This window comes from Cellulosimicrobium sp. MI9406 (assembly GCF_040595865.1).
In the GTDB taxonomy this organism is placed as follows: domain Bacteria; phylum Actinomycetota; class Actinomycetes; order Actinomycetales; family Cellulomonadaceae; genus Cellulosimicrobium; species Cellulosimicrobium funkei.
Window position 1 is genome coordinate 166,153 of the sequence record NZ_JALIZI010000002.1, and the last position, 17,062, is coordinate 183,214.

The 17,062-nt window shown below is 75.8% G+C and carries 13 protein-coding genes, 1 tRNA gene and 1 pseudogene; 5 read left to right on the forward strand and 10 right to left on the reverse strand.

What is annotated here, in order from left to right; translation table 11 throughout:
* Positions 1–13 precede the first annotated feature (13 nt).
* The 5 genes from MT994_RS03785 to ald all read right to left on the reverse strand — a co-directional run bounded on the left by MT994_RS03785 (position 14) and on the right by ald (position 7,398).
* The gene (locus MT994_RS03785; protein WP_354805185.1) at positions 14–1,387 is read right to left on the reverse strand and encodes a M20/M25/M40 family metallo-hydrolase; all 1,374 of its coding nucleotides are present in this window, start codon (positions 1,385–1,387) and stop codon (positions 14–16) included.
* A gap of 88 nt (positions 1,388–1,475) precedes the next feature.
* Complete coding sequence (locus MT994_RS03790; protein ID WP_354805186.1) at positions 1,476–3,140, reverse strand: multicopper oxidase domain-containing protein; 1,665 nt, start codon at positions 3,138–3,140, stop codon at positions 1,476–1,478.
* A 186-nt stretch (positions 3,141–3,326) separates the two neighbouring features.
* A complete protein-coding gene (locus tag MT994_RS03795; RefSeq protein WP_354805188.1) occupies positions 3,327–5,468 on the reverse strand; it encodes a M3 family metallopeptidase in 2,142 nt (713 codons plus the stop codon).
* A 77-nt stretch (positions 5,469–5,545) separates the two neighbouring features.
* Positions 5,546–6,181 carry a GNAT family protein gene (locus MT994_RS03800; RefSeq protein ID WP_354805189.1) on the reverse strand — a complete coding sequence of 212 codons (636 nt, stop codon included), beginning with the start codon at positions 6,179–6,181 and terminating at the stop codon, positions 5,546–5,548.
* Between the two features lie 101 nt (positions 6,182–6,282).
* Positions 6,283–7,398: an alanine dehydrogenase gene (ald, locus tag MT994_RS03805; RefSeq protein ID WP_086150531.1), complete on the reverse strand. Its 1,116-nt coding sequence runs from the start codon at positions 7,396–7,398 to the stop codon at positions 6,283–6,285.
* Between the two features lie 108 nt (positions 7,399–7,506).
* On the opposite strand from ald, the gene MT994_RS03810 reads away from it, so the two are divergent.
* A complete protein-coding gene (locus MT994_RS03810) occupies positions 7,507–8,922 on the forward strand; it encodes an amino acid permease (protein ID WP_354805191.1) in 1,416 nt (471 codons plus the stop codon).
* 68 nt (positions 8,923–8,990) lie between these two features.
* Positions 8,991–9,293, forward strand: coding sequence for a DUF1905 domain-containing protein (locus MT994_RS03815; RefSeq protein ID WP_354805192.1), 303 nt, complete (start codon positions 8,991–8,993; stop codon positions 9,291–9,293).
* A 78-nt stretch (positions 9,294–9,371) separates the two neighbouring features.
* Here the strand turns inward: MT994_RS03815 and MT994_RS03820 are convergent, their stop codons facing one another.
* Entirely contained in the window at positions 9,372–10,664 is a 1,293-nt protein-coding gene (locus MT994_RS03820; RefSeq protein ID WP_021482491.1) for an AI-2E family transporter, read from the reverse strand.
* Positions 10,665–10,882: 218 nt separating this feature from the next.
* On the opposite strand from MT994_RS03820, the gene MT994_RS03825 reads away from it, so the two are divergent.
* Positions 10,883–10,970, forward strand: a tRNA-Leu gene (locus tag MT994_RS03825).
* An 88-nt stretch (positions 10,971–11,058) separates the two neighbouring features.
* Here the strand turns inward: MT994_RS03825 and MT994_RS03830 are convergent.
* The 4 genes from MT994_RS03830 to MT994_RS03845 all read right to left on the reverse strand — a co-directional run bounded on the left by MT994_RS03830 (position 11,059) and on the right by MT994_RS03845 (position 14,679).
* Positions 11,059–11,550 carry a hypothetical protein gene (locus MT994_RS03830; protein ID WP_171467950.1) on the reverse strand — a complete coding sequence of 164 codons (492 nt, stop codon included), beginning with the start codon at positions 11,548–11,550 and terminating at the stop codon, positions 11,059–11,061.
* 148 nt (positions 11,551–11,698) lie between these two features.
* Positions 11,699–12,553: an SDR family NAD(P)-dependent oxidoreductase gene (locus tag MT994_RS03835; protein ID WP_354805193.1), complete on the reverse strand. Its 855-nt coding sequence runs from the start codon at positions 12,551–12,553 to the stop codon at positions 11,699–11,701.
* 101 nt (positions 12,554–12,654) lie between these two features.
* The gene (locus MT994_RS03840) at positions 12,655–13,344 is read right to left on the reverse strand and encodes a YoaK family protein (protein ID WP_340698813.1); all 690 of its coding nucleotides are present in this window, start codon (positions 13,342–13,344) and stop codon (positions 12,655–12,657) included.
* Positions 13,345–13,413: 69 nt separating this feature from the next.
* A complete protein-coding gene (locus MT994_RS03845) occupies positions 13,414–14,679 on the reverse strand; it encodes an MFS transporter (RefSeq protein ID WP_354805195.1) in 1,266 nt (421 codons plus the stop codon).
* A 75-nt stretch (positions 14,680–14,754) separates the two neighbouring features.
* Between MT994_RS03845 and MT994_RS03850 the strand changes: the two genes are divergently transcribed.
* On the forward strand, positions 14,755–15,432 hold the full coding sequence (locus tag MT994_RS03850; protein ID WP_354805196.1) for a GntR family transcriptional regulator: 678 nt from the start codon (positions 14,755–14,757) through the stop codon (positions 15,430–15,432).
* Positions 15,433–16,418: 986 nt separating this feature from the next.
* Positions 16,419–17,057: pseudogene (locus MT994_RS03855) on the forward strand (ATP-binding cassette domain-containing protein); the annotation flags it as partial.
* Between the last annotated feature and the right edge of the window lie 5 nt (positions 17,058–17,062).

Consider the following 17,062-nt stretch of genomic DNA (forward strand, 5'->3'; position numbering starts at 1 on the left):
CGACGCCCTCCGGTCAGCAGGTGCGCAGGAGCCGGTCCAGGACGCGCACGCCGAACCGCAGCGAGTCGACGGGCACGCGCTCGTCCACGCCGTGGAACATGCCGGAGAAGTCGAGGTCGGCGGGCAGGCGCAGCGGCGCGAAGCCGTAGCCCGTGATCCCGAGCCGGGCGAGCGACTTGTTGTCCGTGCCGCCCGACAGCGTGTACGGCAGCACCGTCGCCTCCGGGTCCTCCGCGAGCAGCGAGTCCACCATCGCGTCCACCAGGTCGCCCTCGAACGGCACCTCGAGCGCGATGTCGCGGTGGATCTCCTCGACCCGCACGTGCTCGCCCGCGAGCGCGCGGAGCGTCGCGAACCCGTCCTCCTCGTGGCCCGGGAGGAGGCGCGCGTCGATCGCGGCCTCGGCGCGGCCGGGGATTACGTTCGCCTTGTAGCCCGCGGAGAGCTGCGTCGGGTTCGACGTGTGCCGCACCGTGGCGCCGACGAACCGCGACGCCGGGCCGAGCGCGGCCACGAGGGCCTCGATCGACCGGGAGTCCTCGGGGTCGTACCGCAGGCCCGTGAGGTCCGCGACGCCGCGCAGCAGCTTGTCGACCGTCGGCGTGAGCGTGTTCGGCCAGTGGTGCGTCCCGATGCGCGCGACCGCCTCGGCGAGCCGCGTCACCGCGTTGTCGTCGTTCACCTGCGACCCGTGCCCGGCGCGGCCCTCCGCGACGAGGCGCAGCCAGGCGATGCCCTTCTCCGCCGTCTGGAGCAGGTAGGCCCGCCGTCCCCCGACCTCGACCGAGAACCCGCCGACCTCGCTGATCGCCTCGGTCGCGCCCTCGAACAGCTCGGGCCGGTGGTCGACGGCGTAGCGCGCCCCGTAGGCACCGCCCGCCTCCTCGTCCGCGAAGAACGCGACGACGACGTCGCGCGCGGGCTTGCGGCCCTCGCGTACCATCTGGCGCACGACCGCGAGGATCATCGCGTCCATGTCCTTCATGTCGACGGCGCCGCGCCCCCACAGCAGTCCGTCGATCTCCTCGCCCGCGAACGGGTCCACCGACCAGTCCTCCGCCTGCGCGGGGACGACGTCGAGGTGACCGTGGAGCACGAGCGCCGGTCGCGTCGGGTCCGCGCCCTCGAGCCGCACGACGACGCTCGCCCGGCCGGGCTCCGACTCGAACAGCTCCGGCTCGAGCCCGACCTCGTGCAGCAGCCCCATGACGTACTCCGCGGCGGCCCGCTCCCCCGGGCCCGACCCGTCGCCGAAGTTCGACGTGTCGATGCGCAACAACTCGCGGCAGATCCGCACGACCTCGTCCTCGGCGCGCGGCACCGTGCCGGGGGTCGCGTCGGTCGCCGCGAGGGCGCTGGCCAGGGAGTCCGGGTGCGGAGCGGTCATGAGCGACACGCTACCCGTCGCCGCAGGACGCGCCGACCGCCGGGCCCGACCGCCCATATCCCGGACGCGCCGTCGTCCGGCCTGCGGCTCAGTGACCGCCGTGCGGGCCCCGAGCGAGGCCGCGGGGGCCCGTGCCGCCGAGGGGCGCGGCGTCGTGACCGGGGTGCGGGGAGCCGTCGGGCGCGTCGAGGCGCGACGGCGCCTGCTCGCCCGGGGCGACGACGACGAGCTGGCCCATCATGCCGCGGTCCTCGTGCGTGAGCAGGTGGCAGTGGAACATGTACGGGGTCGTCGGGTCGGTCGTGCCCTCGGCGGCGTCGAACCGCACGAGGAGGCGCGTCACGCGCCCCGGCTGGACGTAGACCGTGTCCTGCCAGCCGGCGAGGTCGGGGCCGGGCGGCTCACCGGCGACGTCGAGCACGCGGAACCGGACGTCGTGGACGTGGAAGTTGTGCGGGGTGTCGTCGAGGCCCGTGACCTCCCAGACCTCGGTCTCGCCGACGGTGACGACCTCGTCGACCCGGTTCATGTCCATGGACCGGCCGTTGATCGCGCTCCCGGAGAGCTCGAAGCGCCGGGTGCGGACGGCGTCGGACTCGTCGAGCGCGTCGGCCGGGTCGGTCGCTCCGAGGACGGCCGGGACGTCCGGGCTGGGCGCGAGCGTCGCGGCCGCGCGCAGCTCGAGGAGGTCGAACGTGTCGTCCCCGCCGGAGAAGCGCTCGAACACGGGGTTGACGCCGAGGTCGGGCGGGAAGCTGCGCAGCACCTCGCGCTGCCCGGGCGTCAGAGTCACGACGACCTCGGCGCGGTCGCCGGGCGAGAGCCGGACCCGCTCGACGGTCTGCGGCGCGGCGAGCAGGCCGCCGTCGGTCCCGACGAGCCGGAACGCGCCCCCGTCGGCGAGCCCGACGTCGTAGACGCGCGAGTCGGAGCCGTTGAGCAGGCGGAGCCGGACGCGCTCGGTCGTGACGTCGAGGTAGGGGCCCGGCGTGCCGTTGACGAGGACCGTGTCGCCGAGCGTGCCGACCGGCGACAGGAACGACACCGCGTCGTCGAGCCGGCCGTCGGCGTGGAAGCGCTTGTCCTGGAGGATCACCGGGACGTCGTCGACGCCGTACTCGTGCGGCAGGTCGGCAGCCGGGCCCTCCGAACCGACGGGGTCGTCGAGGAGGAACATCCCCGCGAGGCCGCGGTACACCTGGTCCGCCGTGCGACCGTGCAGGTGCGGGTGGTACCAGAGCGTCGCGGCGGGCTGGTCGACCGTCCACGTGGGCGACCATGTCTTGCCGGGCTCGACCATCTGGTGCGGGCCGCCGTCCATCGCGGGCGGCAGGTGCATGCCGTGCCAGTGGAGCGTCGTCGTCTCGTCGAGCGCGTTCGTCACGTCGACGCGCACCCGCTCGCCCCGCGCGGCCCGCAGCGTCGGCCCGAGGTAGTCCCCGTTCAGGCCGATCGTCGGTGTGGGCGCGGACGCGCCGAGGTCCGCGAGGCCCGCGCGCGCCTCGAGCGCGAAGACGCGCACGCCGTCCTCCACGCGCGACTCCGCGAGGGGCGGGACGGCGAGAGCTCGGGTGAACTCCACGGCGCCGGCCGTGCTCGTCGCGGCGCGCGCCCACGCGACGCCGAGGACGGCGACGACCGTCCCGACGAGCAGGAGCGCGCCCAGGCCGAGCACGAGGACGACCCGCCGCGCACGGTGCGGCGGGCCCGCGGCCGGGACGACGGCGGGCGGGACGGTCGGCGAGGTCGACATGGCGGCTGCGCTCCAGGGGACGACGGCGGCCTCCGGGACCGGGGCCGGTGGCGGCCCGGGCGAGGGCCACGTCTCGACGCTAGGAGGCCCGCGGGGCGTCGGGCGTCGGCCGGGCGGCGTACGCGCGCCCGGAGCGGACCCTGAGCGCGGGCCGGGGAGGCTCAGGGGCCTCCCCGGGCCGTCGGCTCAGGCGTCGAGGCCGCGGCGCGCGAGGAGCGGCGCGATGTCGGCGTCGCGGCCGCGGAGCTCCCGGAACGACTGCAGCGGGTCCTGCGAGCCGCCGCGCGCGAGCAGCACGCGGCGGAAGCGCTCGCCGTTCTCGCGCGACAGGCCGCCGTTCTCGCGGTACCACTCGACCGTGTCGGCGTCGAGGACCTCGGACCAGATGTAGGAGTAGTACCCGGCCGCGTACCCGCCCCCGAACACGTGGTTGTAGTACGTCGTGCGGTAGCGCGGCGGGACGGGCGCGAACGCGACGCCCGCCGCCTCGAGCGCGGCGGCCTCGAACGGTACGACGTCGGCCTCCGACGCGGGGACGCCGTCGGGCCCGACCTGGTGCCAGGCCTGGTCGAGCAGCGCAGCGGCGAGGTACTCGGTCGTGCCGAAGCCCTCGTTGAACTGGCGCGAGGCGAGCATCGTGTCGACCCACTCGGCGGGCATCGGCTCGCCCGTGACGTGGTGCACCGCGTAGGAGCGCAGGACCGTCGGCTCCCACGCCCACATCTCGTTGGCCTGCGAGGGGTACTCGACGAAGTCGCGCGGCACCTCGGTGCCGGACTGCGACGGGTAGCGCACGTCGGAGAACAGGCCGTGCAGCGCGTGCCCGAACTCGTGGAAGAGCGTGATGACCTCGTCCCAGACGAGCAGCGTGGGCTGGCCGGCCGGCGGCTTGACGATGTTGAGGTTGTTGACGACGACCGGCTTCTGCCCGAGCAGGTGGTTCTGGTCGACGAGGTTGTTCATCCAGGCGCCGCCGCGCTTGGACTCGCGCGTGTACCAGTCGGCGAGGAAGAGACCCAGGCCCTGGCCCGGCTCCCCCGGCGTCTCGGCGTCGAACACCTCGAAGACGCGCACGTCCGGGTGGTACCCGACGAGGTCGTGGCGCTCGGCGAAAGAGATGCCGAACAGGCGGTTCGCGGCCAGGAACACGCCGTCGTGCACGACGCGCTCGAGCTCGAGGTACGGGCGCAGCAGCGCGTCGTCGAGCGCGTAGCGGTCCTTGCGCACGCGCTCGGCGTAGAACGACCAGTCGGACGCGCGCAGCGTCGCGCCCGGCTCGTCGGCCCGCAGCGCCGTCTCGAGGTCGGCCGCCTCGCGGCGCGCGTTCGCGACGGCGGCAGGAGCGAGCCGCCCGAGCATCGCGTTCACGGCCTCGGTCGTCTTGGCGGTCGCGTCCTCGGCGACGTACGCGGCGTGGTGCTCGTAACCGAGCAGGCGTGCGCGCTCGGCGCGCAGGCGCACGGTCTCGAGCACGATCTTGCGCGTGTCGTGGTCGTCGCCGGTCGCACCGCGCGACTCCGACGCCTGCTGCACGCGCTCGCGCACGTCGCGGCGCGCGAGCGAGGCGAGGACTCCCTGCTGGGTGGGGAGCTGCATCTCCAGCAACCACGCGCCCTCGTGCCCCCGCGCGGCGGCGGCCGCCGCCGCGCCCGCGACGGCGTCCTCGGCGAGGCCGTCGAGCTCCGCACTGTCGGTGACGAGCACGCTCGCGGCGTTCGCGCCCGCGAGCAGCTTGCGGCCGAACGCGGCCTCGAGCGTGGTCAGGCGGCCGTTGAGCGCGCGCAGGCGCTCCTGCTGCTCCGCGTCGAGCTCCACGCCCGAACGGCGGAACCGGACGAGCAGCGTGCGGAGCAGCCACGCGGCGTCGGGCTCGAGGGTCTGCTCGCCGGCGTCAACCGCGTCCTGGAGCGCGCGGGCGCGGGCGTAGAGGCGCGCGTCCATGTAGATCGCGTCGTGGTGCGCGGCGAGCTCGGGCGCGAACTCCTCCTCGATCTGCTCCAGGCCCGGCGTCGCGTCGGCCGAGAGCTGGTTGTAGAACGCGTTGAGCACGCGCGCGAGGTCGCGGCCCGACCGCTCGAGCGCCTCGAGCACGCTCGCGGCGGTGGGCGGCGCGTCGTCGGTCGCGATCGCCTCGATCGCCGCGCGCTGCGCGGCCGTCGCGGCCCGCAGCGCCGGGAGGTAGTGCTCCTCACGGATCGCGTCGTAGTCGGGCAGCTCGTACGGCAGCACCGACGGCACCGCGAACGGGTTGGCGGGGTCGAGGTCGAGAAGGGCCGGCGCGGTGGTGGGCGCGGGCGCGTCGGCGCGCGTCGTGGGCTCGGAGGTCATGGTGCCCATCTTGGCCCGCGGGCGGGCACGACGGAAACGGATACCTCGCCGCCCGGGAGCGCCGTGGCGGTACGGCGTCAGGCCGCGCGGCCCGACGGCGGCGCGTCCCCCGGCCACGGCTCCGCGGGCTCGCGCGGGTCGTCGGGCAGGAGCGTGCCGAGCCACGCGTCGCGTCGCTCGCCGCGCTGCAGCGCGAAGCCGCGCACCGTGCCCTCGACCCGGAACCCGAGGCGCCACGCGGTCCGGCGCGAGGGCCAGTTGCCGACGTACGCCTGCCAGAAGAGCCGCGCGAGACCCGCCCCCTCCGGGTCGAACGCCCAGTCCACGACGAGGCGGCCCGCGGCCGTCATGAGGCCCCGGCCCCGGGCGCCGGGGGCGGTCCAGTAGCCGATCTCGGCCGACCGCCGTCCCTCGGGCGCGTCGTCGAGGCTGAGGCCGATCATGCCGAGGAGCGGGCTCACGCCGTCGGGGCCGGGGATGCCCGATCGGCCCGCGCTCTCGCGCACGCCCCACGTGAGGACGTCCCCGCGCTCCCACCCGGGACCGACGTGCTCCTGCACGAACTGCACCGCGTCCGCACGCGTGTACGGCGACGGCACCACCGTCCACGCGGCGACGTCCGGGTCCTGGCACGCGGCCGTGATCGCATCGACGTCGTCGAGGGTCGGGGTGGACAGGTGGACGCGGCCGTCGTCGAGGGCGAAGGGGTGCACCCGCCCGAGCCTGGCACGCCGTGCCGCGCGGCGTCACCCGGACTCGCCGCCCGGGTGATCGTAGCGACGGCCGCTCTCGACCGTGCCCGGACCCGCGAGGGTCACCGGGGCAGGGCGTCCTCCACGGGCGTCCACGGCAGGTCGTGCGCGGCGGCCACCGCCGCGTTGAGGAGCGCGCCGCGGTGGGTGGACGCCCCCGACCGCAGGAGCGGGTCCTCCCGCACCGCGTCGACCCCGCCGTCCGCGAGCGCCGCGAGGTACGGGAGCGTCGCGCTGGTCAGCGCGAGCGTGCTCGTCACGGGGACCGCGCCGGGCATGTTCGCGACGCAGTAGAACGTCGTGCCGTGGACGGCGAAGGTCGGGTCGTCGTGGGTCGTGGGCCGCGACCCCTCGAAGCACCCGCCCTGGTCCACGGCGACGTCCACGAGCACGGCGCCGGGCCGCATCCGCGCGACGAGGTCGTCGGTGACGAGGCGCGGGGCGCGCGCCCCCGCGACGAGCACGGCGCCGACGACGAGGTCCGCCTCCAGCACCTCGCGCTCGATCGCGTACGCGTTCGACACCACGGTGCGCACGTGCCCGGAGAACTCTCGGTCGACGGCGCGCAGCACGGGCAGCGCGAGGTCGACGACCGTGACCTCGGCGCGCATGCCCACGGCGATCTCGGCGGCGTGGCGTCCGGCGGTGCCGCCCCCGAGCACGACGACCCGACCGGGTCGCGTCCCGGGCACGCCGCCGAGCAGGACGCCGCGGCCGCCTGCCGGGCGCTGGAGGAGCCACGCGCCGACCTGGGTCGCCATGCGTCCGGCGACCTCGCTCATGGGCGCCAGGAGCGGGAGGGTGCCGTCCGGGGCCTGGGCGGTCTCGTAGGCGACGGCGGTGGTGCCGGCGTCGAGCAGGGCGCGCGTGCACGCCGCGTCGGCGGCGAGGTGGAGGTAGGCGAAGAGCAGCAGGTCGTCGCGCAGGAAGCGGTGCTCGCTCGCGACCGGCTCCTTGACCTTGCAGACGAGCTCCGCCTCGCCCCAGACCTCCTCGGCGGTCGGCACGATGCGCGCGCCCGCGCTCTCGAACTCCGCGTCGGGCAGGTGGGAGCCGGTCCCGGCCCCGGACTGGACGAGCACGTCGTGCCCGGCCCGCACGAGGTGGTGCGCGCCGGCGGGGGTGAGCGCGACGCGGTCCTCGTGGTTCTTGACCTCGGTGGGTATCCCGATCCTCATGGTCCAGTGTGGTCGCAGGCGGCCGTCGTGCGCAGGGTGGCAGGATCTTGTGCCTGCGTGTCCTGACTGCCACTCGTCCGGCCCCGCCGTCGTTGCCAGGGTAAGCGGGTGGACCCGACGACCTCCCGCACGACAGCCTCGCCCGCCCCGACGCGCGGCGCGGCCTCCCGCTCCGGACGGGATCTGCCCACCAGCCCGCTCGACCCCGCCCCAGCCCCAGCCCCGGCCCCAGCCCTGGCCCCGGCGGGCACGCTGGGCCTCGCGCGCGGCAGCGCGCTGTACGTCGCGAGCGTCCTCGGGACCGGCGTCCTCGCGCTGCCGGGCCTCGCGACGCGCGTCGCCGGGCCTGCGTCCGTGCTCGCCGTCGCGCTCGTCCTCGTGGCGAGCGTGCCGCTCGCGGGGACGTTCGCCGCGCTCGCCGCACGTCACCCCGACCGGGGCGGGGTCGCGAGCGCGGTGCGTGCGGCGCTCGGCCCGACGGCGGCCCGCGCCACCGGGTACTGGTTCTTCCTCGGCGTGTGCGCGGGCGTCCCCGTCGTCGCGGTGCTCGGGGCCGAGTACGTCGTCGCCGTCGTCGGGGCGGACCGCGCCGTCGTCCCGGTCGTGGCGGTCGCGCTGGTCGTCGTGCCGGCACTCGCCGTCGCCCTCGGCGTGCGCGTGGCGGGCGCCGTCCAGCTCGGCCTGACGACGCTCCTGCTCGCGGCCGTCGTCGTGGTCGTCGCAGCGGCGGCGCCGGCGGCGAGCGCCGAGCGCTTCACGCCGTTCCTCAGCGAGGGGTGGTCCGGCGTGGGCTCCGCCGTGAGCCTGTTCGTGTGGGCGTTCGCGGGGTGGGAGGTCGGCACGCACGTCTCGGCCGACTTCCGCGACCCGCGGCGCACGATCCCCGCCGCGACGGGCGTGGCGCTCGTCGTGGTCGGCGTCGCGTACCTGGCGCTCCAGGTCACGACGGTCGGGGTGCTCGGCACGGACGCGGGGACGGGGACGGTCGCGCTCCTCGACCTCGCGCACGTGGGCGCACCCGGGGCGGGTCCGGTGCTCGTGGGCGTCGTCGCCGCGGTCGTCACGTCCGGGGTGCTCACCGCGTATCTTGCCGCGTTCGCGAACCTCGGGCAGGCGCTCGCCCGGGACGGCGACCTCCCGCGACCCCTCGCCGCGCTCGCGGGCCGTGCGGGCGTCCCGCGCCGCGCGCTGGCCGTCACGCTCGCGCTCGCGACGGGCTACCTCGCGGTGCTCGTCGCCACGGGGCTGGACCTCGAGCCGTTCGTCCGCGTCCACACGAGCAGCATGGTGGCCGTCTACGCGCTGGGCATGGTGGCGGCGCTGCGCCTGCTCCCCCGACGCTCTCCCGGCTGGTGGCTCGCCGCGGTCGCGACGGCCCTGACGGCGGTGCTGCTGCTCCTCGCGGGGGCGTCGCTCGTCGCACCGGCGCTGCTCGCCGCGGCCGCGGTCGTGGTGACGCTCGTCCGTCGTGGCGCCGCGCGTGCACGGGCCGCAGGCCGGTCGGCCGGGTCCGAGCGCGGCTGACCGGGCCGTCCGGAAATCGCCCGGGCGGCCCGTTCCCCGCTCCCGCGCTCTCCGCTACGGTCGACGCCATGCCCACGTGGACGGACCCCGGCCCGGTGGAGTTCGACGCCGTGGTGGTCGCCGCCGGGACACGGTCGGGAGCGTTCGTCACGCTCCCCGTCGACGTCCCCGACCTGTTCGGGACGCGCGGCCGGGTCCCCGTGCTCGCGGCGGTCGACGACGTCGCGTACCACGCGTCCCTCGTCGCCTACGGCGGCCCGCACCTGCTCGCCGTGCTGCGGTCCGTGCGAGCCGCGACCGGCAAGGACGTCGGGGACACCGTGCACGTCTCGGTCCGGCTCGACGCGGGCGTCTCCGCCGTCCCGCGGTGATCCCGGTCCCGGCCCCGCGGCAGCGCACGGGTCGACGCGTCCCGGCCGGGCGCAGTCCGGGCGGGGACGGCGCGGCGGTCAGCTCGTCGCGCCCTCCGGGGGCGGCGTGACGCCCGGGCCGACGTCCCCGAGGGCGATCTCCTTCGCCGTCGGGAGCTCGTCCTCCATCGGTGGGTCCTTGTGCCGCAGGTGCGAGAACACCGACCACGCGACCGCGACGAGCGGCACCGACACGACCGCGCCGAGGATCCCGGCGAGGAGCGTGCCGGCCGTTACCGCGATCGCGACCACCACCGGGTGGAGCGACACCTGCTTGCCCATGACGAGCGGCTGCAGCACGTGGCCCTCGAACTGCCCGATGAGCGCGATGCCGATCGTCACGATCAGCGCGATGAGGAAGCCCTTGGCCGCGAGCGCGACGATGGCGGCGATGATCATCGCGAGCGGGGCGCCGATGATCGGGATGAACGCCCCGATGAACACCAGGACTGCGAGCGGGGCCGCGAGCGGGACGCCGAGGATCGCGAGGAAGATCCCCGCGAGGATGCCGTCGACGAGCGCGATGATCACCGTGCCGCGCGCGTAGCCGGAGAAGGTGTACCAGCCGGCGCCGCCCGCGATCTTCCAGCTGTCGCGCGAGCGCGACGGGAGCTGGTTGAGGAACCACGTCCACATGTCCTTGCCGCGGGCGAGGAAGAACACCGTGCAGAAGATCGCGAGCGCGATCGCCGCGAACGCCTCGAAGACGGAGCCCGCGCTCGCCGCGGCCTGGCTCGCGATGTCGCCGCCGTGCTCCGTGAGCCACTGCCGCCCGTTGTCGATCCAGCCGTTGACGTCGTCCGCGGTGATCGTCACCGGCAGCGGGCCGTTCTCGAGGAAGTCGAAGATCTGCTCGATGCCCTGGTCGAACTGCTCCGCGAGGCTCTGCCACTGGCCCGCGACCGACGTGATGACGTACGTCAGCAGGCCGGCGAAGAAGAGCAGGGCCGTGAGGATCGCGAGCCCCGTGGCCAGGCCGCGCGGCATGATCCTGCTGTAGAAGTCGGTCACGGGCCGCAGGACGGACGTGATGACGAGCGCGAGGAAGACCGCCACGAACACGAGCTGCACCTGCGCGGTCGCGAAGAAGACGAGCGCGACCGCTGCGACGATCATGAGCAGGCGCCACGACCAGCCGGCCGTCGTGCGCAGCCAGGCGGGGACCGTCTCGTCGTACCCCACCACCGACGGGTTGCGGCGCGCCCCGGCGACCTTGCGCGCCGCGCTCGACGCCCCGGCGAGGTGCTTGACCGACGCCGCCGAGCGGTCGGAGCCGGAGCCCGGCCGAGGTGTCGGTGCCGGGCCTGCTGCGGGTCGCTGCTCGTCCGTCACGCGTGCCTCCGTCGCGTCGTGGCCACCATCCGCCCAGTCTGCCCCAGGTCGTCCCCGCACGCCGGGCGCCGCGCACGGCCCTGGTCGAGGTGGACGACGAGGTCGCGGTCGAGGTCGCGGCCCTGGTCCGGGGCGTGACGGCGATGTGAGAACCACCCCCGAACCGTGCTATGTTTTTCCCCGCACCGGAACGGCGGAAACGCCGGGAAGGTCCACTCGTCCGGGTGGCGGAATGGCAGACGCGCTAGCTTGAGGTGCTAGTGCCCTTTATCGGGCGTGGGGGTTCAAGTCCCCCTCCGGACACCATGATCGAGGCCCCTGGCCTGCGGAAACGCAGACCAGGGGCCTTCGTCGTCCCCGGGGCACACACCAGTCCCCTGGCGCGCACGTGGTGTCAGCGCCCCGGCGGGAGGACGACGTCGTCGCCCGAGGTGAGGATCGTCACGGCCTCGTCCGCAGGCAGGCCGGGCACGACGACGACGCTCGTCGACGGCGCGGTGTCGAGCGTGCAGGGGCGCTCGTCGGTGCCCGCCCGGCGACCGAGGCGGAAGCTCAGCGCGCGCTCCTCGGCGTCCCACGTGTAGTCGACCGGGACGAGCGGGCACGAGCTCGACCCGAACGTCACGACGTTCACGGTCTGCGGCTCGCCGCCGCGCGCGTAGCCGACGGCCGGGGTCTCGGCGTCGGACCACGGGTGCACCTCGCCGCCCTCGGCGGGCAGCCCGAGATACGTGCGGTCCGCGACGGACGGGTCGATAGGGTCGGTGGCTGCCGCGCACGCGACGAGGGCGACCGCCGCGCCGATGCTCAGCACCGAGGTGCCGACGAGACGGGCCGTGCGGACGAGGACGGGCAGCTGCGGGTCGATGGCGGGCATGGTGCTCACGCTCGTCCTGAGGCGCCCCGTCCCGGATCGGTCGAACGCGCCGTCCCGACCCGCCCCGGGGCCTCAGCGCGCGCCGCACCTCCTCAGCCCCGGGTGCTCCGAGCCTGAGGTGCCTGAGCACCGGAGGGGCCGCGCCCCACGCGTCGGCTCACGCCGTGACGTTGGCGCTGTCGCCGCCGGTGACGGCGAGGCTCGTGCCGCTGATCATGGACGCCTCCGGCGAGGCGAGGAAGACGACGGCCGGGGCGACGTCCTCCGGCGCGAGCCACGGCACCCCGAGGGGGAGCTTGCTCGCCAGCCCGGCGGCGGCCGCCTGCTCGTCGCGGGCGACGTCGCCGGTGGGCGCCTTCCCCGACGACTCCAGGGCCTGGGCGTACCGCTCCTCGTGGCGCGTCAGGGTGGTGTCGATCAGGCCGGGGATCACGGCGTTGACGGTGATGCCGTGGGGGCCGAGGTCGAGCGCCGCGGACTTCATGAGCCCGATGAGCCCCCACTTGGAGGCCGAGTACGCGCTGCCCTCGAGGGTGCCGTGCTGACCCTGGGTCGACGAGGTGAGGATGATCCGCCCGCCGCCGCGCTCGACGAGGAGCGGTGCCGCGGCGCGCAGCACGTTCGCGGTGCCGGTGAGGTTGACGTCGATCGTGTCGTGCCAGAGCTCGTCGCTCATGTCGAGGACCGAGGCGAAGCCTTGGATCCCGGCGTTGGCGAACACGACGTCGAGGCCGCCGAACCGCTCGACGACCTCCCCGAGCGCCGCGCGCACGGCAGCGAGGTCGCGCTGGTCGGCGACCAGCGGCAGCCACGACGCCCCCGCCTCCTCCACGAGCTCGCCGGTCCGCGCGAGGTCGGCTGGGCTCGCGGGCTCGTATTCGAGCGCGCGGCTCGCGACGGCCGCGATGTCGAGGCCGGCGACCCGGTAGCCCGCCCGCGCGAACGCGACCGCCGTCGCGCGCCCGATCCCGCGCGCCGCGCCGGTGACCACGACCACTCGTCCCTGGCTCATCCCGCTCTCCCTCCGAGGGTGCCGTCCCGCGAGGCTAGCCGCGGGCCCGAGGGCTGGCAGCCGGAGCACGGCTGACGCGCCCGGGGAGCCCGTCGGGCGCGTCAGCGCGGCGCCACGGCGTCGTGGCGGCGGGCCAGGGCGAGCGTCGTCGTGCCGACCGCGACGAGGAGGCCCGCCAGCAGCAGGCCGGCCGCACCGGACCACGACCGCACGACGACGGCGCCGACGGCCGCGCCCGTGCCCATCGCGAGCACGGCCCCCGCGCGTCGGGCCGCGCCCTCTCCGGACCCGCCCGCGAGCGGGCTGCTGAGAGCGAGGTTCACGAGCGTCGTGGTGACGACGACGGTCGAGACGTCCTGGACGTGGGCGCCCCGCGCGGCGACCGCCTGGGCGCCCATCACGAGCGCGAGGGCGGCGGTGAGGGCCAGGACCGCGGGCGTGGGCAGGCGCCCGACGGCGAGCCACAGCGCGCCGCCCGCGACCACGAGCACCGCTCCCCCGGCGAGCACGCCGAGCGCGCGCCGCGGCATCCGCGCGTCGTCGGCGCGCCCACGGAGCAGCACCCCGCACAGGGCGGCGCCGAGGACGAAGGCGACGAGCGCGACGACGTTGTTGAGCAGCGGGATCCCGCCCGCACCGGCGGCGGCGAACCCAACGAAGAGCACGTTGCCCGTCATGTTGCCGGTGAACACCTGGTCCAGCGCGAGGTAGCTCACCGCGTCGACGACGCCCGTCGCCACGGTCAGGACGAGCAGGCCGGCCACGTACGGCCGGTCGCGCGGGTCGGTCATCGTCCGACCGTACGGGCCGGGACCTGCCGCGGCGCGTCGGCGGGCGCCGCCCCGAGCCCGCGTGCGGCGTCACGCGCCGGCCGCGCGGTCCTCCACGTCGTCCGCCGGACGGTCGGCGACCACGACGGCGTCGTCGACGAAGCGGGGTCGGCAGGCGAACCAGCCGGCCACGACCCCGGGGACGGCGGTCGCGGCGAGCACGACGAGCGGGACGGACCACGAGCCGGTCGCCTCGCGCAGCAGGCCGAGCCCGAGGGGCCCGAAGCAGGCGATCCCGTACCCGATGCCCTGGACGAATCCGGACACGGCCGACGCCGCCTGGGCCGTCCGCGTGCGCCGGTTGATGAGCGTCATGCACAGGGGGAAGGTGCTCACCCCGATGCCGAGCGCGCACACCCACACCGCCGTGCCGTCGAGCGGGGAGAGCAGGAGGCCCAGGTACCCGGCGACGAGCACCACCGAGCACGCGACCACGACGACGAACGGGTTCGTCATCCGGGTGGCGACCTGGGGCACCACCAGCGCCGCGAGCACGCCCCACGCCGAGTACAGCGCGACCATGGAACCGCCGAGCGCGGCGCTGCCCCCGGCGTCGGTGAGGACCGCCGGCACCCACGTGATGATCGCGTAGTTCGACAGCGACATCATGGCGAAGAGGCCGACGAGGCCCCACGCGGTGGACGACCGGCCCACCCGGAGGCGCGCGCCGGCCGCCGCGACGGGTGCGGGCGCGTGGTGGGCGGCGGGCAGCCGGAGCGCGAGCAGGAGCCAGACGACGGCGGCCACGGCGGCGGGCCCGGCCCAGAGCCCCACGGACACGCGCCAGCTGCTCGCCTCGGCGACCGGGACCGCGAGCAGGGGGGCGACGAACTGCCCCGTCTGCATGAGGAGGAGGTAGAGCGAGGTCCACAGCGCGAGCCGGTCGGAGAACCACGCCTTCACCAGCGGCACGATGACGACGTTGGCCGCCCCGATGCCCGCGAGCGCGAGCACCGTCGACAGGACGAGCACGGTCGTCGTCGGGGAGGCCGCGCGCAGCACGAGGGACAGCGCGGTGAGAGCGAGCGCCACGGTGGCCGTGCGCTCGAGCCCGAACCGCCGCGTGACCGCGGGCGCGAGGAAGCCGAACACGGCGAACGACGCCGCGGGGACCGTGCCGAGCAGCCCCGCGACGGCGACCCCGAACCCGAGGTCGGCGCCCACGGTCTCCAGCAGCGGGGTGAACCCGGTCACCGCCGTCCGGAGGTTGAGGGCCGTCAGCGCGACGGCGAGACCCGCCCAGAGAGTGAGGCGTCCGGGGCGCACGCGGGGCCGGGGGGGAGAGAGGGTCGTCACGCTACACTCCACACTGAGGTCGGCGGATGATGGGATCATGGGATGAATCTGGAGCAGTCTGGCACAGGCGGACCGATGCGTCGAGTAGGCCTCATCGACCAGGCCGCGGCGCGCTTCCGGGACGAGATCGTCTCGGGCCGCTGGGCGGTCGGCGACCGGATCCCCACGGAGGCCGCGCTCGTGGCGGAGTTCGGCGTCGGGCGCAACACGGTGCGCGAGGCGCTGCAGTCGCTCGTGCACGCCGGGCTGCTGCGCCGCGAGCAGGGCCGCGGCACGTTCGTCATCTCGAGCTCCGAGCTGACCGGCACCCTGGAGCGCCAGCTCGCGGGCGGCAGCCGCCGCCACTACCTCGAGCTCCGCCTCGCCCTCGACAGCACCGCCGCCTCGCTCGCCGCGGCGAGCCGCTCGGACGACGACGTCGAGCACCTGCGCGAGCTCCGCGACCGGCGGGAGGCGGCCTGGGAGGCCGACGACCGCGACGCCCGCGCGCGCGCCGACCTCGACCTGCACCGCGCGATCGTCGCCGCGACGCACAACCCGCTCTACGTCACGCTCTACTCGAGCATGCTCGACGTCTTCACCGTGCACATGCGCGACGAGGAGAACGAGGACGACGAGGCGGCGCACCGCCACCACCACGAGCTGGTCGAGGCCGTCGCGCGGCAGGACGCCGCCGGGGCCGCCGCAGCGGTCGCCGCCATCTTCGGCCCGTTCCTGCCGGGAGCGGACGCCGCGCCCTCCCCTGTCCGGTGAGGCACGGCACCCGGCCGGGCGGCAGGACGCGCCGGGACAGCGAGAGGCCCCGTCGTGTGGAGCGACGGGGCCTCTCGATCCGCTGTCTCATTCGGATCCCGCCGGCGCTCTCACGCCGGAAGCATGCCCCCGAGCCTACCGCTCCCGCGCGGACCCGGGTGCCGTAGCGTCGGGGCGTGACCGCGACCACGCCCGGCGACAACCGGGCGGAGCTCCTCTGGCTGCCCGTCGGGGCGGGGGGCCACGTCGTCCGCCGCACGAGCGCCGCGTGGGAGCGCGCCGCCGCGCTGCTCGCGCGGCGGCGTCCCCGCCCGCTGTTCCACGCGGCGCTGGGACTGCGCTGCGACGGGGTGCCGTACGTCGTCGAGATGACCCCCGCGTGGGGCGGCCCGGTGTGCGACCGGGGCGTCGTCGTGACCGGCCCCGTGGGTCTGCGGCCGCTGGGCCGCTCCCGCTGGTTCCGGTACGAGGTGCGCTGCTGGGCGCACGGCGCCATCCCCGACCGGGAGCACGCCGTCGGGCCACCCGTCGTCCTCACGCGCGACGCCGCCGCTGTCGCCCGGATCCTGCGGGCCGTGCGTGGCGTCCCGCCGCTCACGTGGGGTCGGCGGCCGCCCGGCGGGGGCGAGATGTGGAACTCGAACTCGCTCGTCGCGTGGTCCCTCGCCCGGGCAGGGCTCGCGACCGACCACGTCCCCCCCGGGCGGCGGGCGCGCACCGGGATGGGACGCGGGCGTCCGGGTGGCCGCAAGGACCGCCACCGCCTGACCGTCGTCGTGCCCGCCCGCGCCGCGCCCCGTCCGCCCGGGCAGGACCGTCCCTCCTGGGCACGCTCGTCCCACCCCGGCACGACCTCCTCCTCCCCGAGGAGGAGGCGGGAGTGTCGCGGATCTCGGCCGACCGCCCGAGCCGGTGCCCCCGCGGGTCTTCGTAGCGTCGACGACGGCGGTGCCCGACGACCGGGCCCGCGGACGACGGGAGGACCGATGATCCAGGTGGAGGCGCTGACGAAGCGCTACGGACCCACGACGGCGGTGGACGGGCTGACGTTCACGGCGCGGCCCGGGACCGTGACGGGCTTCCTCGGCCCGAACGGTGCCGGGAAGTCCACGACGATGCGCGTCGTCGTCGGGCTGGAGCGCCCGACCTCCGGCACGGCGACCGTGGACGGTCACCGGTACGCGGACCTGCCGGCGCCCCTGCGCGCGGTCGGGGTCATGCTCGACGCGCGCTCCGTGCACCCGGGCCGCACGGCGTTCCGCCACCTGACGGCGCTCGCCCGCACCCACGGGATCGGGCGGGCGCGCGTGGACGAGGTGATCGGGATGACCGGCCTCGAGAGCGTCGCGGGGCGGCGTGCAGGCACGTTCTCGCTCGGGATGGGCCAGCGCCTCGGCATCGCGGGCGCGCTCCTCGGCGACCCCGGGACGCTCGTCCTCGACGAGCCCGTCAACGGCCTCGACCCCGACGGCGTGCTGTGGGTGCGCGGGCTCGTGCGCGGCCTCGCGGCGGAGGGCCGCGCGGTGCTGCTGTCGTCGCACCTCATGCACGAGCTCGCGCTGTGCGCCGACCGCGTCGTCGTCATCGGCCAGGGCCGGCTGCTCGCCGACGCGCCGGTGCAGGAGCTCGC